Annotated in this window: 22 protein-coding genes; 12 read left to right on the top strand and 10 right to left on the bottom strand. The window is 69.9% G+C overall.

The features are described 5' to 3' along the window. Positions 1–186: 186 nt before the first annotated feature. Positions 187–1,557, bottom strand: coding sequence for a serine/threonine-protein kinase (locus tag ABD893_RS13915; RefSeq protein ID WP_345081437.1), 1,371 nt, complete (start codon positions 1,555–1,557; stop codon positions 187–189). 108 nt (positions 1,558–1,665) lie between these two features. Here ABD893_RS13915 and ABD893_RS13910 point away from each other — a divergent pair, with 108 nt between their 5' ends. From ABD893_RS13910 to ABD893_RS13900, 3 genes are all read left to right on the top strand, one after another. Then, a complete protein-coding gene (locus ABD893_RS13910) occupies positions 1,666–1,947 on the top strand; it encodes a hypothetical protein (RefSeq protein ID WP_345081435.1) in 282 nt (93 codons plus the stop codon). After that, positions 1,944–2,828, top strand: coding sequence for a hypothetical protein (locus ABD893_RS13905; RefSeq protein ID WP_345081432.1), 885 nt, complete (start codon positions 1,944–1,946; stop codon positions 2,826–2,828). Before ABD893_RS13910 ends, ABD893_RS13905 begins: the two co-directional genes overlap by 4 nt. Before the next feature lie 118 nt (positions 2,829–2,946). Beyond that, positions 2,947–4,305: an alkaline phosphatase family protein gene (locus tag ABD893_RS13900; RefSeq protein WP_345081429.1), complete on the top strand. Its 1,359-nt coding sequence runs from the start codon at positions 2,947–2,949 to the stop codon at positions 4,303–4,305. A 30-nt stretch (positions 4,306–4,335) separates the two neighbouring features. On the opposite strand, the gene ABD893_RS13895 is transcribed toward ABD893_RS13900, so the two are convergent. The 3 genes from ABD893_RS13895 to ABD893_RS13885 all read right to left on the bottom strand — a co-directional run bounded on the left by ABD893_RS13895 (position 4,336) and on the right by ABD893_RS13885 (position 7,169). Continuing rightward, positions 4,336–4,869 carry a hypothetical protein gene (locus tag ABD893_RS13895; protein WP_345081426.1) on the bottom strand — a complete coding sequence of 178 codons (534 nt, stop codon included), beginning with the start codon at positions 4,867–4,869 and terminating at the stop codon, positions 4,336–4,338. Positions 4,870–5,058: 189 nt separating this feature from the next. After that, the gene (locus ABD893_RS13890) at positions 5,059–5,877 is read right to left on the bottom strand and encodes an alpha/beta hydrolase (RefSeq protein WP_345081423.1); all 819 of its coding nucleotides are present in this window, start codon (positions 5,875–5,877) and stop codon (positions 5,059–5,061) included. Between the two features lie 80 nt (positions 5,878–5,957). Further along, complete coding sequence (locus tag ABD893_RS13885) at positions 5,958–7,169, bottom strand: MFS transporter (protein ID WP_345081420.1); 1,212 nt, start codon at positions 7,167–7,169, stop codon at positions 5,958–5,960. A 490-nt stretch (positions 7,170–7,659) separates the two neighbouring features. On the opposite strand from ABD893_RS13885, the gene ABD893_RS13880 reads away from it, so the two are divergent. The 4 genes from ABD893_RS13880 to ABD893_RS13865 all read left to right on the top strand — a co-directional run bounded on the left by ABD893_RS13880 (position 7,660) and on the right by ABD893_RS13865 (position 12,144). Continuing rightward, the gene (locus ABD893_RS13880; protein WP_345081417.1) at positions 7,660–9,597 is read left to right on the top strand and encodes a solute carrier family 23 protein; all 1,938 of its coding nucleotides are present in this window, start codon (positions 7,660–7,662) and stop codon (positions 9,595–9,597) included. A 402-nt stretch (positions 9,598–9,999) separates the two neighbouring features. After that, a complete protein-coding gene (locus tag ABD893_RS13875; RefSeq protein WP_345081414.1) occupies positions 10,000–10,437 on the top strand; it encodes an OsmC family peroxiredoxin in 438 nt (145 codons plus the stop codon). Positions 10,438–10,641: 204 nt separating this feature from the next. Then, on the top strand, positions 10,642–11,205 hold the full coding sequence (locus ABD893_RS13870; protein ID WP_345081411.1) for a pyridoxamine 5'-phosphate oxidase family protein: 564 nt from the start codon (positions 10,642–10,644) through the stop codon (positions 11,203–11,205). Positions 11,206–11,214: 9 nt separating this feature from the next. Beyond that, positions 11,215–12,144 (top strand): hypothetical protein, encoded by a 930-nt coding sequence (locus tag ABD893_RS13865; protein WP_345081408.1) that lies wholly within the window; start codon positions 11,215–11,217, stop codon positions 12,142–12,144. Positions 12,145–12,368: 224 nt separating this feature from the next. Here ABD893_RS13865 and ABD893_RS13860 read toward each other — a convergent pair whose 3' ends face one another. Both ABD893_RS13860 and ABD893_RS13855 read right to left on the bottom strand, forming a co-directional pair. After that, a complete protein-coding gene (locus tag ABD893_RS13860; RefSeq protein ID WP_345081405.1) occupies positions 12,369–13,955 on the bottom strand; it encodes a solute symporter family protein in 1,587 nt (528 codons plus the stop codon). Further along, positions 13,955–14,326, bottom strand: coding sequence for a DUF485 domain-containing protein (locus ABD893_RS13855; RefSeq protein ID WP_345081402.1), 372 nt, complete (start codon positions 14,324–14,326; stop codon positions 13,955–13,957). Before ABD893_RS13855 ends, ABD893_RS13860 begins: the two co-directional genes overlap by 1 nt. Before the next feature lie 381 nt (positions 14,327–14,707). Here ABD893_RS13855 and ABD893_RS13850 point away from each other — a divergent pair, with 381 nt between their 5' ends. Together ABD893_RS13850 and ABD893_RS13845 are read left to right on the top strand one after the other, a co-directional pair. Beyond that, positions 14,708–17,296, top strand: coding sequence for an excinuclease ABC subunit UvrA (locus ABD893_RS13850; RefSeq protein WP_345081399.1), 2,589 nt, complete (start codon positions 14,708–14,710; stop codon positions 17,294–17,296). 167 nt (positions 17,297–17,463) lie between these two features. Then, positions 17,464–19,359: an HNH endonuclease signature motif containing protein gene (locus tag ABD893_RS13845; RefSeq protein ID WP_345081396.1), complete on the top strand. Its 1,896-nt coding sequence runs from the start codon at positions 17,464–17,466 to the stop codon at positions 19,357–19,359. Positions 19,360–19,415: 56 nt separating this feature from the next. Here ABD893_RS13845 and ABD893_RS13840 read toward each other — a convergent pair whose 3' ends face one another. Both ABD893_RS13840 and dnaB read right to left on the bottom strand, forming a co-directional pair. Next, positions 19,416–19,961: a 2'-5' RNA ligase family protein gene (locus ABD893_RS13840; RefSeq protein ID WP_345081393.1), complete on the bottom strand. Its 546-nt coding sequence runs from the start codon at positions 19,959–19,961 to the stop codon at positions 19,416–19,418. Between the two features lie 277 nt (positions 19,962–20,238). Beyond that, positions 20,239–21,618, bottom strand: coding sequence for a replicative DNA helicase (gene dnaB / locus ABD893_RS13835; protein WP_345081390.1), 1,380 nt, complete (start codon positions 21,616–21,618; stop codon positions 20,239–20,241). A gap of 215 nt (positions 21,619–21,833) precedes the next feature. On the opposite strand from dnaB, the gene ABD893_RS13830 reads away from it, so the two are divergent. Both ABD893_RS13830 and ABD893_RS13825 read left to right on the top strand, forming a co-directional pair. Next, entirely contained in the window at positions 21,834–22,304 is a 471-nt protein-coding gene (locus ABD893_RS13830; RefSeq protein ID WP_345081387.1) for a hypothetical protein, read from the top strand. After that, positions 22,301–22,645: a hypothetical protein gene (locus ABD893_RS13825; RefSeq protein ID WP_345081384.1), complete on the top strand. Its 345-nt coding sequence runs from the start codon at positions 22,301–22,303 to the stop codon at positions 22,643–22,645. The genes ABD893_RS13830 and ABD893_RS13825 overlap by 4 nt, the downstream gene beginning before the upstream one ends. Before the next feature lie 40 nt (positions 22,646–22,685). On the opposite strand, the gene ABD893_RS13820 is transcribed toward ABD893_RS13825, so the two are convergent. Both ABD893_RS13820 and ABD893_RS13815 read right to left on the bottom strand, forming a co-directional pair. Beyond that, positions 22,686–23,195, bottom strand: a complete 510-nt coding sequence (locus ABD893_RS13820; RefSeq protein ID WP_345081381.1) for a mycothiol transferase — start codon at positions 23,193–23,195, stop codon at positions 22,686–22,688. Positions 23,196–23,412: 217 nt separating this feature from the next. Further along, positions 23,413–23,742, bottom strand: coding sequence for a GNAT family N-acetyltransferase (locus tag ABD893_RS13815; RefSeq protein WP_345081378.1), 330 nt, complete (start codon positions 23,740–23,742; stop codon positions 23,413–23,415). A 194-nt stretch (positions 23,743–23,936) separates the two neighbouring features. On the opposite strand from ABD893_RS13815, the gene ABD893_RS13810 reads away from it, so the two are divergent. Next, complete coding sequence (locus tag ABD893_RS13810; RefSeq protein ID WP_345081375.1) at positions 23,937–25,382, top strand: pyridoxal phosphate-dependent decarboxylase family protein; 1,446 nt, start codon at positions 23,937–23,939, stop codon at positions 25,380–25,382. Positions 25,383–25,391 lie beyond the last annotated feature (9 nt).

The raw sequence follows: 25,391 nt of genomic DNA, 5'->3' as shown, positions 1-25,391 counted from the left end.
GCATCCCCTCTCGGCTGTGGCCTAGAGACGGGTCAGGCGACAGTTCAGAGTGGATCGCCAGAGGGGGCTGCGTCGGTCCCCTCTCAGCTGTCGCTTGGGTGTAAGTCAGGCGACAGCTCAGAGGGGATGGACGACGGACCGAGGACTGTGGTCAGGGCTCAGCCCTCAGCCCTCAGCGCTCAGCCCTCAGCCGAAGGTGCGGCTGTCGCCCTCCGCGGTGAGGGTGCAGGAGAGGTAGTCACCGTCGGCGGTGAGCGCGATGACGCCCTCATCCTCGGCGGCGCACTCCTGCCCCGGCTCGACCTCGGCGAAGGAGGCGTCGATGCTGCTGACGGGGCCCGTCGTGCCACCGAATGCGGAAGCTGGGCTCTCCTTGAAGACCATGAGCAGCACCGCCGCGACGATCACGCCGAGCACCAGCGCGGCACCCGCTCCGAGCACGATCGCGATCAGGGTCCCGCGATTGCGCGCACCGCTCTGACCGGTGAAGCCGGTGGAGGTCTGGGTGGCGGTGAAGCCCTGGGGATTGAACCTGGCCGCCTGCTGCGGCGGGGTGCCCGGCGGGGTCTGCTGCGCCCACTGCGGGCCGGTCTGCGGGGAGGGGGAGCCTGAGCTGAAGCCCTGCTGCACCTGCCCGGCACGGATCGCCTCGAGCGAGGACGGCGCGACTTGAGGCGCCGGGCGTTCGGGACGTGCGGCGCCGGGCGCGTTCTCCGGCATCGGGTCCAGGGTATCGGCGAACTCGAGCGGCGTGCCGTCGGCATGCGTCAGCGGATAGCCCTGTGGGACGCGCGGCAGGTCGCGGCGCACCGTGGCGGCGTCCTGGTAGCGCTCCTCGGGCTGCGCGGCGAGCAGGCGTCGGATCACCGCCGAGAGCTTCGGAGTGACGCCGCGCAGATGCTGGGACAGCTCGTCGGGGCGGAAGGCGCCGTCGTGCAGCTTGATCGACCCGTTCAGCGCGACCAGGGCGACGACGCCTGCGGCGTAGAGGTCATGGGAGGGCGTCGGCTCCGCCATCGAGAACAGCTCCGGGGCCATATAGCCGGGAGTGCCGTTGACCATGCCGACGTGGGTGAAGCGCACGTCGGTCTCATGGACCGCGATGCCGAAGTCGGCGAGCCGAGACGCGGGGTGGGCACGTCCGCGGGCCTCGAACATGATGTTCGCGGGCTTCACGTCGCGGTGGATCCAGCCCTCGGCGTGGATATGCGCGAGGCCGTCCAACAGCTGATCGAGGATCACCACCACAGCGGGTTCGGCCAGTTTGCCCTTCTTCTTCACCACGGACTCGAGCGTTCCTCCGGAGATCAGCGGCATCGCGATCACCACGTGCTCGTCCTCCGCGCCCCAGCCGTAGGGGGTGAGCAGGTGCGGATGGTCGAAGCTGACGCCCTTCTCCCGCACGAAGCGCATCAGGTCGGCGGAGTCGCGCTGGCGCAGAACCTTGGCGGCGCAGAGCTCCTGGGCCTTCGAGTCCCAGGCGCGCCAGACGGACCCGGATCCGCCTTTCGCGATCAGGTCGATGAGCGCGAAGCGCCCGACAATAACGTCAGCCATAGTCTTTCCAGCATAACGTCAGAAAGCGGCACGGCGTTATGCTGGGCGTCATCTCAGCGGCTCGGGGGACCTCCCTGCGGCCCGTGCATCACTTCCGAGGGGGCATACGTGAGCATCGTCGCCGGGAGCGTCCTCGCCTTCGGCGGCGACCCCTTCTGGGACCCGGTCCCCTTCTCCTGGCCGTTGCTGCTGATCCTGGTCGCCCTCTGCCTGCTGCTCACGCTCGGCTTCGTCGTCTGGCTGCTGGTGCAGCCGGACGAGCCCGACAGCAGCACCGCGCCGCTGGTCGATAACGCCGTTCGACACGATCGCGAGAGCGCGGCGACCATCCGGCGCCGACTGGATGCGGACAGCGGCCGCGCCGATCCCGCGGACCCCGAGCTGAGATGAGGGCCCACAGCGCCCCGCTGGCCGGACAGGCCCCCGACCTGCACCGGCGCTCTCTGGCCGCGCTGCTCACCATCCCCGGCGTCATGCTGCTGGCCGCCGGCTGCGGCGGACCCCAGCCGGTCTCCACCTCCGCCGATATCGCCCGCGACCCGCTCGCCTCGCTCGACCCCGCCATATGGAATGCACGCTCCGCCGAGGAGCTGCGCGGCCTGAGCATCCAGGGGGCGGCCGGCGACTTGGGCAGCTGGGCCGATCTCGGCGCTGACGACAGCTTCGTCGACTCGACCCGCGACCTCCTGACCACCTTCGTGAGCGCCGCCTATCTCGCACCGGAGGACCTGCGCGGCCTGGACGACGAAGCCGCCCACGACCACATCTCGAAGAACTCTCCCGAATCCTGGCAGGACGGGTTGCGCACGGCCTGGGATGACGGGAACCGGCTGTTCTATGCCATCGCACTCGCCGAGCCGTTCCGCACCGTCGGCCGCCCCGCGATCGCCGCCGACTGGTACCGCACCGAGCACGAGGAGGGTCCGGCCCTCGCCCTCGGAGCCACCGTCGCCTGGACGGCTCTGCACACCGAGTCCCGCGCCGTCGGCGTATTCGCCTATCGTCTCGGCATCGTCGCCAAGCTCGAAGAGGACGGCAGCGCCGGCGCGGCCGAGCTCCGCATGACCATCCACGGCCTGGACGGCTGCGGGATCACGGAGAACGAGGGGCTGCTGGTCCCTGCCCTCGCCGATGACGAGCAGCACCGGGACGTCCAGAAGGCCACCCAGGAGGAGGTCCTCGCCTCGCCCCACATCTCCCTCGAGGAGCTCTTGGCGGACGAGTCTGCGCTGTTCGTCGAGAACGATCGCACGTACCTCACCTGCGACTGAGCCTCCGCACGCGCTGTTCATCTTGCAGTGGCCCGGCGCTCACCGGGTCCTCGTGTCGCGGCCAGAGGGCCCTCCTATGGTTACTGGACCAATGTCGAGGACCCAAAGGAGGGATCCCATGGACCACTCCCGCACTCTGCTGCTCGCCGTCGACGGACTCGACGAGCACGACCTCGAGACTCTCCGCCACGCCGCTGGGGTCACTGGTGCTGCTGGAACCGACGGCGCCACCGGCGCTGCGGGGGCCGACGGGCCCTCCGACGGCGACTCCCCGTTCCCGGTGCTCTCACGGACCGTGCTCACCGGGATGACGGAGCTGCGGGTCCGCCCAGGAGGGCCCTCGGAGCCAGCACCGGCCCTGGCGAGCCTGGTCACAGGGGCATCCGTCGCCCATACCGGGGTCGCCACCGCGGAACCGTTCCCCCTGGACCGACCCGAGAGCCGCTCCGCCTGGTATGCGAGCTCGATGGTGGCGCCCACCCTGTTCTCGCAGGCCCGAGAGGCGGGACTGGTGACCGCTGCGCTGCAGTGGCCCGCGACCGCCGGCGCCGAGATCGATCTCTGCCTCCCCCTGGTCGAGGATCTGCACCGCTATCGCAATCGCTGGGAGATGGCGATAGGCACCAGCTCACCGCGGATGGTCACGGAGCACCTCGCCCTCCGTCGCGAGGCCGGGGTCCAGCTCTCGCAGGTCCCTCCCGATGACCTGGTCGCCGAGATCGCCGCCGAAGCGCTCGAGCACGGACGCATCGACCTGCTTGCCGCGCGGCTGACCGGGCTCGCGATCGTGCGCCGCACCTCCGGCCCGGAGACTGCTCGGTCGCAGCGTGCGCTGCTGGACACGGCCGACGTGCTCGAGCAGATCCTCGCCGCCTTCGCTCCCTCCGCCGAGGACCGGGTGCTCCTGGTCCCGGGGCGACCGTTGATCCCCACTGTCCTGCTGGTGCACCCGAATACGGCGCTGGCTGCGCACGGTCTGCTCCGCACCGAGGGCAATCGGGTGAAGGACTTCGAGGCGCTGGTCTGGCCCGACGGTCCCCGCGGCGTGGTGCATATCCGGCGCGAGGCGGGTGCTGCGGTGCGGGGCGCTGTCCTCCACGCGCTCGGCACGCTCAGCCAGGCCAGCCAGACCGGCGCTCATGACCGGCTGTCGCTCCGAGAGGTGGACGACGGGGTGGGGGCCAGCGCACAGACCGATGTGGTGGCGGTGCTCGAAGGAGGTCCCGGCACCGTCTTCGGGCTCTCCGCCACGAATCGCTCGCTGGTGGAGGGGGACGACCCCTATTACGCAGGTCCGTGCACGGTCAGTGACCCGTCGGCCGCCGCCGTGGCGCTCGCCCGTGGGCCCGGGCTGCCCGCTCACACCGTCGAGGGATCGTGGGCCGACCTCGGGGTGACGCTCGCGCACGCGATCGGGCTCAGCCTGCCGGGCGCCACCGCGGCCGGGATGGGCGCGCCGACAGCAGCATCCGCCTGACCGGCGCCTCCGCGAGACGACACCCCGCACTCAGCGGCGGCGACGCACGATCCCACCCAGCATGCCCCGGAGCCGGGCCAGGAGTCCGGGTGGCGGCGGGGACAACCGGTCCCGCAGCTCGTCGAGGACGGGGGCGTAGTGCACGATGTGGTGGCGGCCGTCACGCAGCTCCGGGTGCGGGGGCGGGCCGGTGGCGTCGGCGGGGGTGACCTGCACCGAGGGCACGACGTGGACACGGCGCGTGCGGTCGGCGTCGATCACCACCTCGAGGGAGTCCGGTGCGGACCCGAGCTCTGCAGAGATCTCAGCTCGCAGCCGGGCGAGCGCCGCATCGAGCACGGAGGAGGCTGCGGGATCTGCGCGCACTGCCTCCGCGAGCGGCACCACCACCAGATTGCCCTCGACGTCGACGATCACGTCGATCACCTCGTGGCGCCCGACGACGGCGCCCTGGTCGCGGAGCGTGAGCTGCTGCAGCACCAGGCGCAGAGCTCCCGCCGGGGAGTGCACGATCAGCGCGTCACGGATCTCTTTCACCGCGGAGGGGCTGCTGGTCCAGGTCACTCTCTCGCTGTGCGCGCTGCGACAGCCCGAGCTGCTGCGGCTGCTCTCGCTGTCGTCACTGTTGCTGTCACTGCCGTCGTCACCACTGTGGTCACCGCTGTCGTCGCTGCGGCGGACCCGCTGATCACCTCGCGCCATGAGGCACAGAGTAGCCGCAGGCGCGCACCTCCATGGACGGCGACCACGCGGTCAGTGCGCGGTGCCCGCGTCCATCCCCAGAGCGCCCCGCACCGCGGCGATCTGGAACCGGCGGGCACGCTGCGAAGCGGGTCCCTCCCCGCGGATCGCGACGGCGTGGGGCGCCTCCGGGATCTCGAGGTACTCGTGCTCGACACCGGCGTCGGTGAGCACGCGGTCCAGGCTCCGGCTGTCACCGATCAGTTCGTCGCGGGCACCTGTGACCAGGTGCACCGGGGGCAGGCCCGCCAGTGCCCCGTACAGCGGGCTGAGGCGCGGGTCGGTGGCCGGGACAGCGCCCGCATACAGTCGGGCCGCGGTGCTCAGCTCGTCGAGACCGTGCTCCTCCCGGCTGAGATCAGCCCAGGGGGATTCCAGCAGGAGCGCGGCCGGAGCATCGTGGCCCTTCTCCGCCAGCACCTGGGCGACCGCGAGCGCGAGGCCGGCACCTGCACCGTCCCCCGAGAGCACCCAGCGGCCGGGGCGCAGGATCGCTGCGTGGGACATGGCGTCGAGGGCATGCAGGACGTCCTCGATCGCGGCGGGGAAGGGGTGGCGCGGGGCGAGACGGTAGTGGATCATCGCGCCCGCAGCGCCGGAGCGGCGGGCGATCTCCTCGAGCCAGCTCCAGGTCTGCGGGCTCTCACCGCGCAGATAGGCGCCGCCGTGCAGATGGACGATGGTCGCTGCGCCCGCGAGTTCCTGGTCGAGCCAGGTGACGGGCACCTGCCCGTGTCGACGACGCCTCACCCGGGACGGGGCGGCGATGTCGCGCGGGGGCGTGGACGGCCGCTGAGAGGCCAGGATGCGCAGGGTGCGGACGAGGCTCATGGGATCATCCTGCCACGAAAGGACCCGCTGCCAGGGGTCTTCCTCTCGGGTCCCCGCTCAGGCCCCGTTCAGACCCTCTCTCAGGCCGCGATCTCGTCGTCGACCATCCGCGGCAGCGCCGCTCGGAAGCCCGAGACCGCCATCACCAGGCCGGTCGCGGCGAGGAACCACAGCACCACGTCGGGCGATCCGGTCGCTCCCAGCAGCGCGCCGGCCACGATCGGGCCGAGCGCGGCCAGCAGGTAGCCGTAGGGCTGGGCCATCCCGGAGAGTCGGGCGGTGACCAGGGGGTTCCGGGTGCGGGCGGGGATCAGTGCGATCGTGGTGGGGAAGACGAAACCGCCGATGCCGAGCACGCAGGCCCACAGCAGCGGGCTCACCCCGGGCGCCAGCAGCAGGCCGATGTAGCCGGCCGTGGTGAGCAGGCCGAAGCCGCCCACGATCCAGCGCAAGCCGCTCACCTTCGCGATCACGCTCGGCATCGTGAGTCCTCCGACCAGGCCCCAGCCAGCGATCACGGCGACCAGCACCCCGGCGCGGGCGGGCGTGACACCGGCGTCGGTGAGGATCTGCGGGAGCATCCCGAACTGGGTGTATGCGTTCAGCGACTGCATCGCGAAGGTCACCATCAGCGCGATCGCGGTGGGTGAGCGCAGCAGCGAGCCACCGAACTCCCCTTTGGGCGGGGCCGGTGGGAAATCGTGGCCGGTGCGGGTCAGGACGATCGCCCAGACCACCACCGGAACCACCACGATGACTCCCCAGAACCGCAGCGAGTCCTGCCAGCCGTCGGCCCCGCCACCTGCGAGCGGCACCGCGAGGGCGGCGCCGAGCGAGCCACCGATCGCGAGCACCACGCTGTACAGGGTCATCAGCGCCACCGTGCGCTTCCCGCCGTGCAGCTTGACCCACGCCGGCACCAGCACATTGCCGAGCGCCGGCCCCAGCAGTCCCAGCACCGACAGGGCCACGAACACCGAGAACAGCTCGGAGACGGGCCGCAGGAGGAGCCCGATCGCGACCAGCACGAAGGAGGCGACGATCGCGCCGGTCAGCCCTACCCGGCGGGAGATCGGGACCGCCAGCAGGCCCAGCACGCCGAAGGCGAGGCACGGCAGGGCGGCCAGCAGCCCGGAGGCGAAGGCTCCCTGCCCATAGGCGCCCACGATGTTTTCCATCAGGGGGCCGACGCCGGTCGCGGCGGGGCGCAGGTTCAGTGCGATGGTCGCGATGGCCAGCACTGCGAGCGCACTGCCGACGGCCGTGGTGCGCGCCGGGACCCGCCTCGGCAAGGCTGCGCCCGCACGATCCGGGCCTGCGTCAGCCGGGTCCGCGTGAGCCGAGTCTGCGTGGGCGGAGCCCGCACGAGCCGCATCTGCGTGAGCCGGGCCCGCGTGGGCCGGAGCAGCCGGGCCTGCGTCAACCCGCTGCGCACCGGCGTCAAGAGAGCCGGTCGGACAGGGGGCGCTGTCGCGGGGCGGGGAAGTTGTCACCGCTCCCTTCTACCCCGCTTGCGACGGCGGCGCCACCCGTTGCCTTCGATCTCACGCCCCGGCCTGACACCGCTGTCATCAGATGCCGTCATCAGCGGGTGTCTTCAGCTCCTGCCCGCAGACGCTGCGGCTGGCCCCGCCCGCGCGTTGTCCCATCTCACCCCTCTCCCCCGCGGGCACGCTGCCCTCGGTGCGGCGCAGGGGCCTACTCTGGTGCGCGGCCGTCCCGTCGGCCCCGCCTCCTCCCCCGCGTCGAGATTCCCGCTCTCGACGGACCTCAAGGATCCTGATGACCACCGCCGCCGCCGCACCGAGCGCCCCCGCATCCCGCACTCATCCCGTCGACCAGGTGCCCCCTGCCGGGAAGCTCGCCGTGCTGTCGGTTCAGCACGTCCTGGCGTTCTACGCCGGCGCGGTGATCGTGCCGCTGCTGATCGCCTCCGGGCTGAACCTCACGGCCGAGCAGACGATCCACCTCATCAACGCCGACCTGTTCACCTGCGGCATCGCGACGCTGATCCAGTCCGTCGGTTTCTGGAAGGTGGGCGTGCGCCTGCCGATCATCCAGGGCGTGACCACCACCGCGGTGAGCCCGATCATCGCGATCGGCCTGGCCGCGACCGGTGGCGAGGGCGGCGCCGAGGGCCTGCCGATGATCTACGGCTCCATCATCGTCGCGGGCCTGTTCACCTTCCTGGTCGCCCCCTACTTCGCGAAGATCCTGCGGTTCTTCCCGCCGGTGGTGATCGGCACCGTGCTGACCACGATGGGCATCACCCTGCTGGGCGTCTCCGCCGGGGACATCACCAACTACGCCGAGGGCACCCCCGCCACCCGCGACATCCTCTACGCGCTGGGCACGCTCGCGATCATCGTGCTGGTGCAGCGGTTCTTCCGCGGCTTCCTCGGCACCATCGCGATTCTGCTGGGCCTGGTCGTCGGGACGGTGGTCGCCGTGCTGCTGGGCGACACCTCCTTCAGCGGCGTCACCGAGGCCTCGGCCTTCGGCGTCACCACGCCGTTCTACTTCGGCATCCCGACCTTCTCGGCGACCGCGATCATCTCGATGATCATCGTCATGCTGATCACGATGGTGGAGACCACCGGCGACGTCTTCGCGGCCGGCGAGATCGTGGGCAAGCGGATCCGCCCCAAGAACATCTCCGAGGCGATCCGCGCCGACGGTCTCTCGACCCTGCTGGGCGGAGTGCTGAACTCCTTCCCCTACACCTGCTTCGCACAGAACATCGGCCTGGTGCGCCTGACCCGCGTGAAGTCCCGCTGGGTGGTCGCCGGGGCCGGCGTGCTGATGATCATCCTCGGCGTGCTGCCCAAGGCCGGGGCCGTGGTCGCCGCGATCCCCTCCCCCGTGCTCGGCGGTGCGTCTCTGGCGCTGTTCGCCTCGGTGGCGCTGGTGGGCATCCAGACCCTCTCCAAGGTGGATCTCACCGACAACCGCAACTCCGTCATCGTCGGCACCTCGCTGGGCCTGGCGATGCTGGTGAGCTTCAAGCCCGACATCGCAGGCGTGTTCCCCTCCTGGGCGCAGGTGTTCGTCTCCTCGGGCGTGACCGTCGGCGCGATCTCCGCGATCGTGCTGAATGTGCTGTTCTTCCACATCGGCCGCCAGCGCGGCTCGATGGTCACCACCACCGCCGCTGGCCAGCGGATCGGCATCGACGACGTGAACGACATGGACCGCGAGACCTTCGTGTCCACCTTCGGCTCCCTGTTCAACGGCGCCACCTGGCCGCTCGAGCGCGCCTGGGAAGCCCGCCCCTTCACCGACGCCCCCACCCTCCGCGCCGCGATCGAGGATGCGGTGCTCACTGCGGAACGCTCCGAGCAGGACGCGCTGGTGCGCGCCTATCCGGACATGGCCACCCTGGTCACGGCCGACGAGGAGCAGGCCGGCGCGATCAGCCAGGACGTGGGCTCCTTCGCGCTGGAGAACCTCTCCGAGGAGGACGTGGAGGCCGTGCGCGACCTCTCGGCCCGCTACGCCGAGAAGTTCGACATGCCCTTCGTCGCCTACCTCGGCCGCACCGACTCCTTCGCGAAGATCATCGAGAACGGGGTGCGGCGCCTGGACCACTCCCTCGCCCACGAGCGCCGCGTGGCGCTGACCGAGGTCGCCGAGATCGCCGGGGACCGCTTCGTGATCATGGTGGCCGACGCGAACCCCATCGGCTCCGCCTGGATCCGCAAGTTCGAGTCCCTGCAGTAAGCGCCGACCCCACACGTCCCCACGTCGCCCGCACCCGCACCCGCCTCGCCCCGCACCCCGATCGCCTCGGCCCGGCCCGGTCCGGCCCGCCAGCGGGGCAAAGTGGGGCGAATGGCGCGATCTATCGCCCATGTTTGCCCCGCTGACTCGTGCGGGAGGCGGCGGAGCCTGGCACGGGGCGGGGCGGGGCGGGGCGGGGCGGGGCGGGGCGGCGGAGCCTGACATGGGGGCGCGGATGACGCGCCCGCGGGGTCGCGGATGACTCGCCCGGGAGGCCGTGGAACGCGCCTCGGCCCTGGGACGGGACGATCTGCCCCTCCCGTTCGGTACGGGCCGGGACTACGGTGGGAGGCGAGCGCCCTTCGCGGCAACGCGGGGCGACCGTCGACAAAAGGAGTCACCATGCCCCGTCCCGTCACCTCCACCGCGTCCACCGCCTGGAAGGGCGACCTGCTCTCCGGCTCCGGGGCCACCGCGCTGGAGACCTCCCAGCTCGGCACCCTCGACCTGAGCTGGAAGGCCCGCGCAGAGGAGTCCACGCAGGGCACCACCTCCCCCGAAGAGCTGCTGGGCGCCGCGCACTCCGCCTGCTACTCCATGCAGTTCTCGAACATGCTCGCCGAGAACGACACCCCTCCCACCACGGTGGATACCAAGGCCGACGTCACCTTCAACATCGCCGAGGGCGGCATCACCGGCATCGCGCTGACCGTCACCGCAAAGATCGACGGGATCGAGGACGCCGACTTCCAGCGCATCGCCGAGGAAGCGAAGAGCAGCTGCCCAGTCTCGAAGGCCCTGTCCGGAGTGGATATCACCCTGACGGCATCGCTCGCCTGAGCCTGCCTCTCGGCCCCGCATCGCCCTGGCAGATGCGGGGCCGTGTCACGTCGGTCGATGCGGGGCCGTGTCACGCCGGCCGATGCGGGGCAGTGTCACGCCGGCCGATGCGGGGCCGCATCACGCCGGGATGATCCACCGAGGTCTCGTCGACAATGCGGCCGGGACCTGGCGGGATCGCTCCGCACCCTCTAGGTTCGGGGCATGAGCACCATGTCTAGGCTTCACGCTCTCCTGGGTCTGACATACCGCAGATGGGCGCTGTCACGCCGGCTCGATGCACCGTCCGAGATCGCACGGCGGGCCTGGCGGGTGATCAGTAAGCAGCAGTACTGCCTCGTGGTGACCGAGGGGCCGCAGGGTCCCGCGGCCCGGGTGGTGGAGCCCCTGCGACCCGATCCCGGCGGAATGATCACCTTCGGCACCGATCCGAGCAGTCGGAAGGTCGCGCAGATCCTCCGCACCGGCCGCTGCCTGCTGGTCTATCAGGACGATCGCCGGCGTGCCTGCGTGACCCTCGAATGCGATGCCCGCTTCGCCGATCCCTCCGCTCCGGTGAGGTTCCGCGGTTTCTGGAGGGCATTCTGGCCCGCCGGTCCGGGACGCGGCTTCGTCAACGTGACCTGCATGCCCACGGCGATGGAGGTGTGGGACGGGACCGCGGTGATCGCACCGGATCCCTTCGGTAGGCGTTCCGTGCGGCTGGAGCGCCAGTCTGGTGAGCCCTGGCGGCTGGTCGACACCGAGGGGACAACCGTGCTCGGGTAGCGTCGCGGCATGCAGCCACTCCCCCGCCATTGGGCCACCGTCCGCGAGACCGTCGCTTTCCCCAACACGCAGGAGTATGCGCTCACGATCCACGGCGCCTCGGACCTCTCTCTTGAGGATGCCCAGCGCGATGCCCAAGAGCGGATGGCACTCCTGATTGCGTCCGGCGGCCCCGGGCAGCTGCATGACAGCGGCCTGGAGTACTACCCGCTGCGGCGCCTGCCCGAAGAGCTGCTCGAGGAGCTCCGCTCTCCCGGCGGTGAGCTGATCGCGGCGATCAGCCGCAACCGCTATGGCTCCGCCGTGCTGAACACAGATGCGCTGCTGATCAGCGACGTCGACCTCGTCGAGCCCTCCCCGCAGGATCGTGCGAAGCCAGCGGGCGGTCTGCTCTCGCGCCTGTTCGGGGGTGGCCGGCAGGCAGAGCTCACCCCGGAGCAGCAGGACCCCGATGCCTTCGGTCTGCCGGGCCTGCACCGACGCGGTGAGCACCATGAGCGGACGCTGCACCTGATCGAGGACTTCCGTGCGCGGCACCCGGAGCTGGGGGTGCGCAGCTATCGCACCCGCAACGGCTTCCGGCTGCTGGTCACGGGCACCGGTGCGGGGCCATCGAGCAAGCGGGCACGGGAGCTGATGGGTCAGCTGAGGAGCGATGAGCTGTACATGATCCTGTGCCGCGTGCACGACAGCTACCGGGCCCGGCTCACCCCGAAGCCGTGGCGGATCGAGGTGGACCGGTTCGAGGATCTCGGCACGCGCACATCGGCCGACGAGACACATCACGCCTGGGTGGCGCGCTACCGGGCGGCGTCGGAGGATGTCGCCGTGTGCCGCCTGCTGGATGTGTCAGGACCAGCGCCGTCAGCCGTGGAGCAGCAGATCATCGACCTGCACGACCGCGCGGTGCGCCCCGAGTCGGGACTGCGCCTGGCGTGAGGGCGCCTGCCGTGAGGGCGCCTGCCGGACGGTAGGCCCCAAGCCTCGCCCGCGCCCCGCCGGAGTGACGAAGTGGGGGGATAGAACGATCTATTCCCCCACTTCGTCCCATTGGCGGGGCAGGGACGTCGCCTTGGCCCGGCAGCGACGTCACGGTGGCGGGGCAACCTCGTCACGGTGGCGGGGCAGCGCGGCAACGCTGGCTGGCGTTGCCGCGCGCCTCCTCAGTGCTCGATGGCGGCCTTCTCCGAGCCCGCGCCGGTCATTGAGCGGACCTCCATCTCGGCCTGCTTGAGCTCGTTCCTCTCCGAAGAGGTGACCGAGCCGAGCCAGCCGAGGAAGAAGCCCAGCGGCACCGAGATGATCGCGGGGTTCGTCAGCGGGAACCAGGCGAAGTCGGCGCCGGGGATCATCGCATTCTCCGCACCGGAGACGACCGGCGAGAAGGCGATCAGGAGGATCGCGCTGGCCAGGCCGCCGTAGATGCTCCACACCGAACCGCGAGTGTTGAACCGCTTCCAGTACAGGGAGTACAGGATCGAGGGCAGATTGGCGCTGGCCGCGATCGCGAAGGCGAGCGAGACCAGGAAGGCGACGTTCTGCTCCGCGGCGAGGATGCCGCCGACGATCGAGACCGCACCGATCACCAGCGCGGTGCGCCGAGCGACCTTGATCTCCTTCTTCGGATCTGCCTGACCGCGCTTGATGACTCCGTTGTAGATGTCATGCGCGAAGGAGGCCGAGGCGGTGATCGTCAGGCCCGCCACCACCGCGAGGATGGTCGCGAAGGCGACGGCGGAGATGATCGCCATCAGCACGGTGCCGCCCACGGCGTAGGCGAGGGCGGGGGCTGCGGAGTTCGAGCCGCCGGGGAGGTCGCCGATCACGTCGACGCCCACCATGTACGCGGCGCCGAAGCCGAGCACCAGCGTGCACAGGTAGAAGAAGCCGATCAGGGCGATCGCCCAGACCACCGAGCGGCGGGCTTCCTTCGCGGTGGGCACCGTGTAGAAGCGCATCAGCACGTGCGGCAGTCCGGCCGCGCCGAACACCAGCGCGATCGCGAGGGAGACGAAGCCCAGCTTCGAGGAGCCGGAGGTGCCGTACTGGAGCATCGGCTCGAGGATCGCGGTGCCGTCCGGGTGCGCGTCGACCGCATTGCCGAGCACCGCGGAGAGGTTGAAGCCGTTCATCGCCAGGATCCACACGGTGGTGACGCCGACGGCAGTGATCAGCAGCACCGCCTTGATGATCTGCACCCAGGTGGTGCCCTTCATCCCGCCGATGAGGACGTACAGGATCATGACGACGCCCACGACGGCGATCACGATCGACTGCCCCACCCGGCCTTCGATGCCGATCAGCAGGGACACCAGCGCGCCGGCGCCGGCCATCTGTGCGAGGAGGTAGAAGAAGGTGACGGCGAGGGTCGAGGTCGCCGCAGCGGTGCGCACAGGGCGCTGCCGCATGCGGAAGCTGAGGACATCCGCCATCGTGTACTTGCCGGTGTTGCGCAGCGGCTCGGCGACCAGCAGCAGTGCCACCAGCCAGGCCACCAGGAAGCCGACGGAGTACAGCAGGCCGTCGTAGCCGTACAGGGCCACGGCCCCGACGATGCCGAGGAATGACGCGGCGGAGAGGTAGTCGCCGGCGATGGCGATGCCGTTCTGGCGCCCGGAGAAGGCGCGGCCGCCGTGGTAGAAGTCGCTGGCGCTGGTGGTGGTGCGCGAGACCCTGATGACGACCACCAGGGTGACGACCACGAAGGCCAGGAAGATCGCGATGTTGAGGACGGGGTTGCCGAATTCCATCAGAGATCACCCTCCAGCTCGATGCGGATCTTCGAGGAGATCGGGTCCAGGTTCTTGTTCGCGTGGCGGATGTACAGGAAGGTGATCGCGAAGGTCATCAGGAACTGGCTGAAGCCGAGGATGATCCCGAGGTTCAGGTTTCCGATCACGTGGATCGACATGAAGCCCTCGGCGTAGGTCGACAGCAGCACGTACGCCAGATACCAGACGAGGAAAGCGACCGTCATCGGGATCGCGAAGCCGCGGAAGTTGCGACGCAGCTGACCGAACTCTTCGGACTGCTGGACAGCGAGGAACTGCTCAGGGGTGGGGGCCGACGGGTCGCCGGGATCCGGCGCGGCCTCAGGGGACGCGTGGGACGGGGTGCTCACGGTGCACAACTCCTTTGTTCTGCGGGGACATCCAGTGGGGGCGGGGTGTCGCTCGTGCGGAGCGACAGTAGCAGTTGTGATGGCCCCCACAAGAACCTGCTCCGCTCGACTTCTCGGCGTTCGCCTCGCCTCCCCTCGCCCTGTGACAGAAGTTTCGAACGCCTCTCCCTGCTGGTGCGGCATGCGGCTGCAGGAGTTTCGATGCCGGCGGCTCTCATCGGCCGATGATGCAGCGCCGGGCATGTCGCCCTGAATCCGGAGCGCTCCGGGCGACTGGCACCGCGCGCTCTTCCGGCGGCGGGCTGACCGGAAGGGCGCCGCCGGTCCACCTCTGGGTTCACCGGCCGTCGGGACCTCGGGATCACTTGCTACGTTGGCAGGATGGAACTTTCCGACCTCTCCCTGACCGGCAGCGATGACGGCTATGTGCACGTGCGCGGCGCTCGGCTGCACAATCTGCGGGATGTCGATGTGGACCTTCCGCGCGGTCGGCTCGTGGCGTTCACCGGCGTCTCGGGCTCCGGGAAGTCCTCGCTCGCCTTCGGCACGATCCATGGGGAGTCCCAGCGTCGCTACCTCGAGTCGGTCGCGCCGTTCGCGCGCCGGCTGATCGGCAGCGCCGTGGATCCGCGCGTCGAGGCGGTGACCGGGATGCCTCCCACGGTGGCCCTCGAACAGCGCACCACGGCGGGTGGTGCCCGCTCCACCGTCGGCACCACCACGAACCTCTCCAACGCGATCCGGCTGCTGTACTCGCGGGCCGGGGACCATCCGGCCGACGTCCTCGAGCGCGGCACCAACCTCCATGCCACCCAGCACAGCGGCCTCCCCAGCGGCCGCCTGACCTCGGACTTCTTCTCCCCGAACACCCCGGACGGCGCCTGCCCTCGCTGCCACGGCGCGGGTGTGCTGCGCGAGCCGACGGAGTCCTCGATGGTCCCCGACGCCTCCCTCTCGATCGCGGGCGGCGCGATCGCCGCATGGCCCGGGGCATGGCTCGGCAAGAACTTCCGCGACATCCTGGCGACCCTCGGGATCGACATCCATCTCCCCTGGAGGGAGCTGCCGGAGGAGACCCGCGACTGGATCCTCCACACCGAGGAGCAGCCGGTGGTGACCGTCGAACCGGTGCGCGAGCCCGGCCAGGCCCACGGCACCTACCAGGGGCAGTGGCGCAGCGTCGAGCGGTATCTGCGCGACACGGTCGCGACCTCGAAGGCGGAGTCCTCCCGCCGCCGCGCGCTCACCCACTTCGAGGTCTCCCCCTGCCCGCTGTGCGAGGGACATCGGCTGGGACCGGACGCCCTGCGCGTCACCTACGCGGACCTGCCGATCTGGCAGCTCACCGCGCTGCCGTTGGATGATCTGCTCACCGCGCTGAACTCCCGCATCGAGGCGCTGCCCCGCGCGGAGGGCACCCCGGAGCAGGAGGCCGAGAGGATCCTGCTGCCCTCCGTGCTGCCGGTGCTGCGCACGATCGTGGGCCTCGGCCTGGGGCACCTGGCCCTGGATCGTCCGGCGGGCACCCTGTCCACCGGTGAGCTGCAGCGGCTGCGGCTCGCGGCCCAGCTGCGCTCGGGGCTTTTCGGAGTGGCCTACGTGCTCGATGAGCCGTCGGCCGGGCTTCATCCCAGCGAGAAGGCGGTGCTCCAGCACCTGCTGGACTCCTTCCTCGCCGAGGGGAACTCGGTGCTGCTGGTGGAGCACGACATGACGCTGGTCGCCGACGCGGATTGGATCGTCGACGTGGGGCCGGGCGCCGGGTCCGACGGCGGTGAGGTCCTCTACTCGGGCGTCGCCGAGGGGCTGAGCGAGGCGCAGGATTCGGTGACCGCCCGCTACCTCGACCCGGAACCGCTGGCGTTGCGCGGGCCCGCCGACGTGCGCGCTCCCGGAGGCTGGCTGGACATCGACGGGCTGAGCACGCGCACCCTGCGCGACGTCGACCTGCGCCTGCCGCTGCGCTCCTTCACAGCGGTCACAGGCGTCTCGGGGGCCGGCAAGTCCACGCTGGTGACGCACTGCCTGGGCACGATCCTCGGCGAGCGCGTGCGCACCACGGTGGCCGACGAGCCCGACCCGTCGGCCGACGGACCCGAGGACACTGCGCCCGTTGCCGTGTCCGGCCTCGCAGATGACCGGATTGGGTACGGCGAGGTGCGCGGCGCCGAGGGCATCGACCGGCTCGTGCACATCACCCAGCGGCCGATCGGCCGCACTCCCCGCTCGTGCCTGGCCACCTATACGGGGTTGTTCGACCGGGTGCGGCGGCTGTTCGCGGACACCCCCGAGGCGCGGACGCGCGGCTGGGGCGTGGGCCGCTTCTCGTACAACGTCGCCGAGGGCCGCTGTCCCGAGTGCAGCGGCACCGGGCACATCGAGGTGGAGCTCGTGTTCCTGCCCGGCTCCTATGCCACCTGCCCGCGCTGCCGCGGCACCCGCTACAACCCCGAGACCCTCGAGATCCGGTGGGAGGGACTGAGCATCGCCGAGGTGCTGGGGCTGTCCGTGGCAGGCGCCCGCGAGGTGTTCGCCGCTGATCCGAGGATCTCGCGGGCGCTGGATGCGCTGCACGCGATCGGACTCGGGTATCTCACCCTCGGCCAGCCCGCCACCGAGCTCTCCGGCGGCGAGGCGCAGCGGATCAAGCTGGCCACCGAGCTACAGCGCACCGTGCGCGGGCACAGCGTGTACCTGCTGGACGAGCCCACCTCGGGCCTGCACCCTGCGGACGTGGACCTGCTGGTGAGCGAGCTGAACCGGCTGGTGGACGCCGGGCAGACGGTGCTCGTGGTCGAGCACGACCAGCGCGTGATCGCCCAGTGCGACCACGTGATCGATATGGGTCCCGGAGCGGGGGCGAAGGGCGGGCGGATCATCGCCCAGGGCGCTCCGTCACAGATCCTCGAGGTCGCCGGCAGTGCGACCGGGGCGGAGCTGCGCAAGGCCGCCCACCCCCGGCAGCCCTGAGCCGGCTCGCACCCTGCACCTCGCACCTCGCACCTCGCACCTCGCACCTCGCACCTCGCAGGGAACTCTCCAAACGGCGGCTGCGTGAGCGACGCCGCGCGTCATCTGTCACACCCCTCTGATGGACTGAAGCCGACGATCAGAGTCGACGTCACTTGGAGACCGCGATGACCAGCACCCCACTACCCCAGACCCCTGAGAACCCAGAGAATCTCGAGAGCTCAGAGACCCCCGAGAGCCCTGAGAGCCCCTCGAAAGTTCCCCGCCCCGAGGCACGTGCCCGGCTCACCCGCCCCGACGCCGAAGAACTCGGTGCACGGATCCAGCAGCAGGCGGCGATGATCGCTGCGGCCACGTGCGAAATGCTCCTGATGGTCGGTGAGTTCGATGCCCGAGAAGGATTCGCCTGGTTCCACGGCCTGAAGTCCACTGCGCACTGGTTGGGCTGGTCCTGCTCCATGTCACCGGGCACCGCCCGGGAGCACGTCCGCGTTGCCCGCGCGCTGCCGAGGATGCCGCTGACCGTCGCCGAATTCCGGGTCGGCCGCCTGTCCTACTCGAAGGTCCGCGAGATGACCCGCCTCGTCGGCCGAATCGATGAGGCTGCGCTCGTCGAGCTCGCCCGTGCCACGACAGCCTCGCAGCTGGCCCACACCATCTCCTCCTTCCGCGCGGAGGACGGCACCCGCCTCGGCCAGGATGCCGTGCGCCAGGCCCACTGGCAGATCCGAGACGATGGAATGGTCGAGATCCGCGCGGTGCTCCCCGCCGAGATGGGGGCCGAGCTCATCACCGCCCTCGAACTCGCCCTGGACCGCGACGGGACGGAACCGCCGCAGAGCGAATCAGTGGTAGACCGCCCTGCACGTGACGCCGCTCCTCACCCCAACTCCACGCGCAGCAACTCCGCGCCGACAGCCACCCGGGTGGAGCAGCTTTCGGACGCGCAGGCCGCTGAACTCGCAGCTGACGTCACGACGGCGCCGACTCTCGAGCAGCGTCGGGCAGACGCCTTCCTGGACCTCGCACGCACCTTCCTCGACGCAGAGCCCGACGATCGCTCCGGCGAGGATCGCCATCTGGTGATCATCCAGGTCAGCGCCGAGTCGCTCTCCCAGAACGTTCCCGCGGGAACGCCTTCCTCCGCGTCACCGCTCACGGCTCTCCCCCACGCCGACCAGCCGGAAGCCACCGCATCTCTCCGCAGTCGGGAGCCCGCCATCGACAGCTTCGAGGCGGCCGACGAGGTCGAGACCCACGGCGCTGGCGCGGTCTACGACGACGAACTCGTTGACGAGCTCGCTGACCTGGGCAAGGACGAACTCGATGTGGATGGCGATGCTGATGTCGATGTCGGCACCGAGCCGGCCCGGATCGACGTTCCCGCAGGAACGCCCCTGACGGACACCACGTCCGGCACACCGCCGCACAACGTTCCCGCGGGAACGTCCGAGCGTTGTGGAGCACTCGGGATGGGTCCGCTGGAGATTCGCACCGCCGAGCGCCTCGCATGCACCGGCAAGGTCGCGATCACGATCACCGATGCCGGCGGCGAGATTCTCCATCTGGGCAGGTCACGGCGCCTGGCATCACGAGCCCAGCGCCGCGCATTGCGCCTGCGGGACACGACCTGCAACTTCCCGGGCTGCCATCAGACCCAGCATCTCGATGCGCACCACGTCGTTCCCTGGTCGGAGGGCGGCCCCACCGACATCGAAGGGCTCGCCCTGCTATGCCGCCGACACCACGTGATGGTCCACGAAGGAGGCCTGCGCCTCGTGCCCGGATCCGGGTCCCCGACCGCAACGTCGCTGGGCCGACGATTCGCGGTCGTCGACGCCAATGGGCGCCCCGTACAGGCACGATGGCCCGCAATGTTCGAGCATCTCCTGTTCCGCAGCACCCTCAATTCGAAGGATGACGGGGCGAGGGATACGACGTGCTCTGCACCGCCTCCGGCGGCTGACCCTGAGCGCATCGCCGCAACGACTGGCGGGGAAGGTTTTCGCCTTGCTGACTGTGTGGATGTCCTCTGCAGCAGCATCGTAGAACTCGCCGCGTGAGCCGTGCGACCGCTCTCCCCGGGCTCTTCACCTGAACGGCTGAACGCCCGAACGACTCAGCGACTCAGCGAGAGCTCGCGCACCACATCCCATTCGTAGACGTTCCGGTCACGGCCGAGCCGCATGAGGGTGAGCACAGGCCTTTCGATCTCCACGGGCTCGAGCACGGCGACGTGATCCTCGAGAGCGTCGCGCACCTCATCGACTGCGGTCATCGCGTCTGCGTAGGCGATCGAGACATGCGGGTGGAACGGCCCCCATTCGCGGCGACCCACCACCTGATCCACCGCCTCACGCTGGATGGTGAGGAGCTCCTCGAGCCAGGACTCCTCGCGGGCACAGAACATGACCGCTTCCGAAGCGATGAGCATCGAGTCGAGGACCAGCGGAGTGCTCTCGATGGCCTCCGCTCTCGCGAAGACCTGCTGGGAGACCTCGTGAAGCTGCCCGGCGGCGACCTCGTCCGTGAACCCGACGCCGGCCATCGTGAGGTGCAGACCCTGGACTGGGACCGGCCGGACGGCGTCGACCTCAGCCAGCGACTCCTGCACTCGGCGAATCGTGGCTTCCGCGCTGGGCGCGTCCTGCAGAGTCAGGTGCATCGTGTACATCCTGCGTCCGGGTCCCCACCCCGGCCGCCAATGCCAGTGGTCCCTAGTCACGTCGGTGCCCGGCAGGATATCGACGTCCATCTCAGTCCTCTTTCCGCTGTCGCACTCAGCACCCGGTCCTGCGTAGTCGTCGTTCCAGTTTAATCGATGTCCCGGCTCGGCCGTCGTCCTGGCTCAGCCACGACCCCTGCTCAGCCACTGCTCGGCCTCAGCCGCTGTCTTCATCCGCAGTCGCAGCTCAGCCGCTGTGTTCATCCGTTGTCGCAGCTCAGCCGCTGAAGCCACCGCCGGAGTGGGCCATGTCCTTGAATCGGGAGTAGTGCCCCTCGAAGGCCACCGGGATCGTCTTGGTGGCGCCGTTTCGGTGCTTGGCGATGATGAGGTCCGCCTCGCCGGCACGGGCGGATTCCTTCTCGTAGTAGTCCTCGCGGTGGATCAGCAGGATGAGGTCGGCGTCCTGCTCGATCGAGCCGGATTCGCGCAGGTCGCTCATCATCGGGGTCTTGTCGGTGCGCTGCTCGCTGCCACGGTTCAGCTGCGAGATCGCGATGACCGGCACCTGGATCTCCTTGGCCAGCAGCTTCAGCGCACGGGAGAACTCCGAGACCTCCTGCTGGCGGGACTCGACCTTCTTGCCCGAGCTCATCAGCTGCAGATAGTCGATGACCACGAGCGAGAGGTCATGCTTCTGCTTGAGCCGACGGCACTTCGCACGGATCTCCATCAGCGACATATTCGCCGAATCGTCCATGAACAGCGGAGCGTCAGCGATGCGGCTCATCGCACGGGCCATCGACTGCCAGTCGCGGTCGTCCATCGAGCCGTCGCGCATCCGGTTCATCGGCACCTGCGCCTCGGCGCTGAGCAGACGCATCGTGATCTCGGTCTTGTCCATCTCCAGGGAGAAGATCACCGAAGTCTTGCCGTTGTGGATCGACGCGGAGCGCAGCACATCCATGCCGAGAGTCGTCTTGCCCATCGCGGGACGACCGGCGAAGATGATCAGCTGACCCGGATGCAGGCCCTGGGTGAGCTCATCCATCTCGGCGAAGCCCGTAGGGGTGCCGGTGACCTGGCCGCCACGGTTCTGCGTGGCCTCGATCGCGTTGAGGGTCTCATCGATCACCTCGCCCAGCGGCAGGAAGTCCTCGCTCTGTCCACGCTCGGTGACCGCATAGACCTGGGCCTGGGCCTCATTGATGGCCTCCTCGACCTCGCCGCCGTCGGACGCATAACCCAGCTGAACGATCCGGGTGCCGGCCTCGACCAGGCGGCGCAGGGTGGCGCGCTCGACCACGATCTCGGCGTAGTAGCCGGCGTTCGCCGCGGTGGGGACCATGTCGATGAGATCGGCGAGATAGGCTCCGCCGCCCACCCGGGCCAGCTCGCCGCGCTTGGAGAGCTCATCGGAGACGGTCACCAGGTCAGCCGGCTCACCGCGCCCGTAGAGGTCGATGATCGCCTCGAAGACCATCTCGTGGGCGGGCCGGTAGAAGTCATTGCCGCGAACGATCTCGACCACGTCGGCGATCGCATCCTTGGACAGCATCATGCCGCCCAGCACACCGCGCTCGGCGGGGAGGTCCTGGGGCGGGGTGCGCTCCAGGCCGCGGTCGGGTCCAGCTTCGAAGGCCTCGGTAGATGTCACCGAGCCAGTGTAGGAAGTCCGGCTGGGCACTGCGACGTGATCCTTGCCGAGTGTGGACGAAAGGGCACTCGGGAGGGCTGGTCAGCCCGTCGTTCCACACCGCCCGCCGGAGCCTCTTGACGGAAGGTAGTGCACCAGAGGTACAGTGCAGACCCGCACTGCACCAGTGGTACACAGCCGGTAGGCGCCGGCGATGCACGCCACGGAAGGGCATCATGACCATCTCCTCCGCATCTCTCCCGGCCGAGAGGCCATCGCGCACAGACCGGGCGCACGCGACCCTGTTCCCGTACGCCCTCGCCGTCCTCATCGCCACGGCTGCGGTGCACCTGATCATCGTGCTCGCGAACAACCGCATCACCCTGCTGACCACGCTTCCGCTGCTCGTGATCGCACTGGGCTACGCGGTGTATCTGATGACCTACGGCCGGGCATTGGGCCGGGTCCGCTACGGGCGTCTGGTTGCCCACGCCCTCACCTACGCGATCGTCAACACCGGCTACCTGCTGCACGCCTATGTGCTGATCGCGTCGGCCTCTCCCGCCATCCAGGGCGATGGCCATCTCGCCCTGAACGCCGGTTGGTTCGGCGCCACCTTCGGCATGGCCGGATTCTGGGGGATCGGGCTGATCTCGCATGGGCTGGCGGCCCTGCGCGAGCGCGGCTTCGAGGCGCGGCGCGCATGACTTCGCCCACCGACCCTTCTGCGGACGACGAATGGGTCCAGGAGCTTGCCCGCTCCTGGATCGAGGTCTACAAGAAGTCCGCCACCACCCTCTCGCTGCTGCGGATCATCCGCGAGCATGGCCCGATCTCGGCCGCCGGCATCGCCCCGCTCTTCGCGGAGACCACCGGCTGGACCCTCACCGATCGCGGTCTCTACCGCACGCTGCGGCGTCTGGCCGAGTCGGGTGTGCTCAGCCTCGAGAAGGTCGACGTGGCTCGCACCGGGGCGAAGCGCCAGGACTTCGCGCTCACCCCGGTGGGTCTGGCCTATCTGGCACGGATCGAGAACGAGCTGGTCTGAGCGCGTGCTGCCTCCAGCCCTGAGCACGGCGGGCCCGCGGTCACTCCTCGAGCGACATACCGAGCACATATGCCGCCTGGGCTAGGTGCTGGATGGCGTCGTCCACGATGCTCACCAGGCGCGCACCGCGGGTGACGGGCGGATCCCACTGCTCGTCGATGGTGTCGTCGAGCGCGGCGGCGGAGAGGGTGCCGAGGTAGCTCTCCATCGCGGCGAGCGTGCCGTGGACGTAGTCGAGCAGTCCCGCACCGTCCTCGATGATGATCCGGCGCGCCTCGGCGGCGGTGTGTCCGTAGCCGACGGTGTCTCCGATCGAGCCGAGGCCGAAGCGCTGGTCGAAACCGCCCGCGGTCCACACCTGCTCACTGCCGGACAGGTCGGCGAGCTGCACATCGATCTCGCGGCCGGAATGCCAGAGCAGCCAGGCCACGGAGTTGGGGTGCCCGCCGGGACGGGCGTTGAGAGTCACCGGGCCCAGCTGGTGCCGCAGACGCTCGGCGGCGTCGCGGGGGCGGGAGGTCAGGTCACGAAGAAGGTCGAGAGCGTCCATGCATCGACGGTACTCCGCCACGGTCAGCTCCTGTTGCGGCCAGCCCGCCAGCATCATCTGCACACCAGCGCACCAGCCCGCCGGCATCCCCGCCGCCACCACTTGTCGGTCTCTGGTGAGGGTTGAACGCTCCCCAGCCGTTCAAAGCTCACCAGAGACAGGATTCTGGTGGCTACGACTCTGGTGTCTCGGGCTCTGGTGGCTGCGTCGCGTCCGTTCAGTCCTCGACGATGACGCCGTCGGCCTGTTCGGGGTGGCGCTGCAGCCAGCTCTCGATGAAGGGGCAGATCACCAGTACGGGCAGGGAGATCGCCCGTGCTTCGGCGAGGGTGGTGCGCACCAGCACGGAGGCGACTCCTTCGCCTCTGTGCGCGGGGTCGGTGACCGTGTGGATCAGCTCGATCTGGTGACGGGTGCGCTCATAGAGCATGATCCCCACCACCACGCCGCCGCGCACCGCCTCATAGCGGCTGACGGCCGGGTTGTCGCGGACTGCGATGGTCTCGTCTGGGCCGTGGACATGATCCTCGACGTCGCTGCTGCTCATCCGGGGGCTCCTTCCGGCCACTGCCTCCACGGTACGACCCAGCAGTCGTGGCTGTCAGGAACTGGGAGGCGGGAAGTGCCCGACGGCGCGACTGCCCGGCGGCGTGAGTGCCCGCGGCGGGAATGTCCAGCGGTGCGATATCGCTCCACCGTTTCTGCTCCGCCGGCCCTCGTCGTCGTGCGACCATGCTGGGCGTGACCGAGGAAATCGCTGACCGTCTGCCATCCCCCGCCGCCGCGTTCTCCCGAGCGGCGGACGCGCTGCAGAGCCATCGTCCGCAGTCAGAGGTCTGGGGGGATGAGCGCGAGGCCGTGAGCATCGCGCTGCAATGGGCCGCCGCCCACACCACGGTCGCCACCGATCCGAAGACCACCGCCCGCAGCGCCGCCGCCCTGCAGGAGGACGTCGGCGAGACCGTCACCGAGGGCGGCATCGGGGCTGAGCAGGCGATGGAGCTGTTCGACCAGGTACTGCTGCCTGCCACCCGCTCCGCCGAGGATCCGATGAACCTCGCCTACATCCCGGCCGCTCCCACCCGCGCGGCGGTTGCCTTCGACTCCGTGGTCTCCGCCGCGAACGTGTTCGGGGGGATCTGGGAGAACGGGGCTGGCGCGATCTTCGCCGAGAACCAGGTGCTGCGCTGGCTCGCCGATCTGCTGGGCTGGCCCGCCGAATCCGCCGGGGTGTTCGTCGCCGGCGGCACCCATGGGAACCTCTCGGCGCTCGCGACCGCCCGCGATCACGCACTGGCTATGCGGGGCCGCAGGCCCGAGGGCGGCTGGGCGCTGGCCTGCGCCTCGACCGCGCATTCGTCGATCTCCTCGGCCGCGCGGCTGCTGGATATGGACCTGATCTCGGTGCCGGTCGATGAGCGCGGGCATCTCACCGGCGATGCGCTCGCGCGGGCACTCGAGGCCGACCCGCGAATCTGCGCGGTGGTCGCCTCTGCGGGGACCACCAACGCGGGGATCGTGGACGATCTCGCCTCCGTGATCGAGGTCGCGCATCGGTATGGCGCCTGGGTGCACGTGGACGGCGCCTACGGCGGGGCGGCACTGGCCGCGCCGAGCGCCCGCGAGCGCTTCGCGGGGATCGAGCAGGCCGACTCCTTCATCGTGGACCCCCACAAGTGGCTCTTCGCGCCGTACGACTGCTGCGCCCTGCTGTACCGGGACCCGCGTCCGGCCGCTGCGGCGCACTCCCAGCACGCCGCCTATCTCGACTCGATCGACCGTGGGGAGTCCAATCCCTCCGACCTCGCCGCGCACCTCTCGCGCCGCACCCGCGGGCTGCCGCTGTGGTATTCGCTGGCCACCCATGGCACTGCCGCGTACACCGCCGCGATCGAGCGCTGCCTGGCGGCCTCACGTACGGTGGCGCGGGCGATCCAGGAGACGGAGCATCTCGAGCTGCTGCTCGAGCCGGAGCTGTCGGTGGTGGTGTTCCGTCGGCCAGGATGGACCCCGGCCGACTATCGCCGCTGGTCGCAACGCCTGGCGAAGGAGGGAACGCTTCTCTGCGTGCCCACCGCGTTCCGCGGGGAGGTGGCGCTGCGGCTCGCCTTCGTGAATCCGGCGACGGATCCGGCGGCGGTGATCGAGGTGCTGCGCACCACGATGCTGGAGGCCGACGGCAGCTGAGCCACCGAC

The organism is Brachybacterium paraconglomeratum, from assembly GCF_039541415.1.
Taxonomy (GTDB): Bacteria; Actinomycetota; Actinomycetes; order Actinomycetales; family Dermabacteraceae; genus Brachybacterium; species Brachybacterium paraconglomeratum_A.
This window is presented reverse-complemented; position numbering and strand designations above follow the sequence as displayed.

Bases quoted from the DNA above. Each gene is read 5' to 3' on its own strand.
- ABD893_RS13915 (WP_345081437.1), bottom strand. From the start codon at position 1,557: ATGGCTGACGTTATTGTCGGGCGCTTCGCGCTCATCGACCTGATCGCG.
- ABD893_RS13905 (WP_345081432.1), top strand. From the start codon at position 1,944: ATGAGGGCCCACAGCGCCCCGCTGGCCGGACAGGCCCCCGACCTGCAC.
- ABD893_RS13900 (WP_345081429.1), top strand. From the start codon at position 2,947: ATGGACCACTCCCGCACTCTGCTGCTCGCCGTCGACGGACTCGACGAG.
- ABD893_RS13890 (WP_345081423.1), bottom strand. From the start codon at position 5,877: ATGAGCCTCGTCCGCACCCTGCGCATCCTGGCCTCTCAGCGGCCGTCC.
- ABD893_RS13880 (WP_345081417.1), top strand. From the start codon at position 7,660: ATGACCACCGCCGCCGCCGCACCGAGCGCCCCCGCATCCCGCACTCAT.
- ABD893_RS13875 (WP_345081414.1), top strand. From the start codon at position 10,000: ATGCCCCGTCCCGTCACCTCCACCGCGTCCACCGCCTGGAAGGGCGAC.
- ABD893_RS13870 (WP_345081411.1), top strand. From the start codon at position 10,642: ATGAGCACCATGTCTAGGCTTCACGCTCTCCTGGGTCTGACATACCGC.
- ABD893_RS13865 (WP_345081408.1), top strand. From the start codon at position 11,215: ATGCAGCCACTCCCCCGCCATTGGGCCACCGTCCGCGAGACCGTCGCT.
- ABD893_RS13860 (WP_345081405.1), bottom strand. From the start codon at position 13,955: ATGGAATTCGGCAACCCCGTCCTCAACATCGCGATCTTCCTGGCCTTC.
- ABD893_RS13850 (WP_345081399.1), top strand. From the start codon at position 14,708: ATGGAACTTTCCGACCTCTCCCTGACCGGCAGCGATGACGGCTATGTG.
- ABD893_RS13845 (WP_345081396.1), top strand. From the start codon at position 17,464: ATGACCAGCACCCCACTACCCCAGACCCCTGAGAACCCAGAGAATCTC.
- ABD893_RS13840 (WP_345081393.1), bottom strand. From the start codon at position 19,961: ATGCACCTGACTCTGCAGGACGCGCCCAGCGCGGAAGCCACGATTCGC.
- ABD893_RS13830 (WP_345081387.1), top strand. From the start codon at position 21,834: ATGACCATCTCCTCCGCATCTCTCCCGGCCGAGAGGCCATCGCGCACA.
- ABD893_RS13825 (WP_345081384.1), top strand. From the start codon at position 22,301: ATGACTTCGCCCACCGACCCTTCTGCGGACGACGAATGGGTCCAGGAG.
- ABD893_RS13820 (WP_345081381.1), bottom strand. From the start codon at position 23,195: ATGGACGCTCTCGACCTTCTTCGTGACCTGACCTCCCGCCCCCGCGAC.
- ABD893_RS13815 (WP_345081378.1), bottom strand. From the start codon at position 23,742: ATGAGCAGCAGCGACGTCGAGGATCATGTCCACGGCCCAGACGAGACC.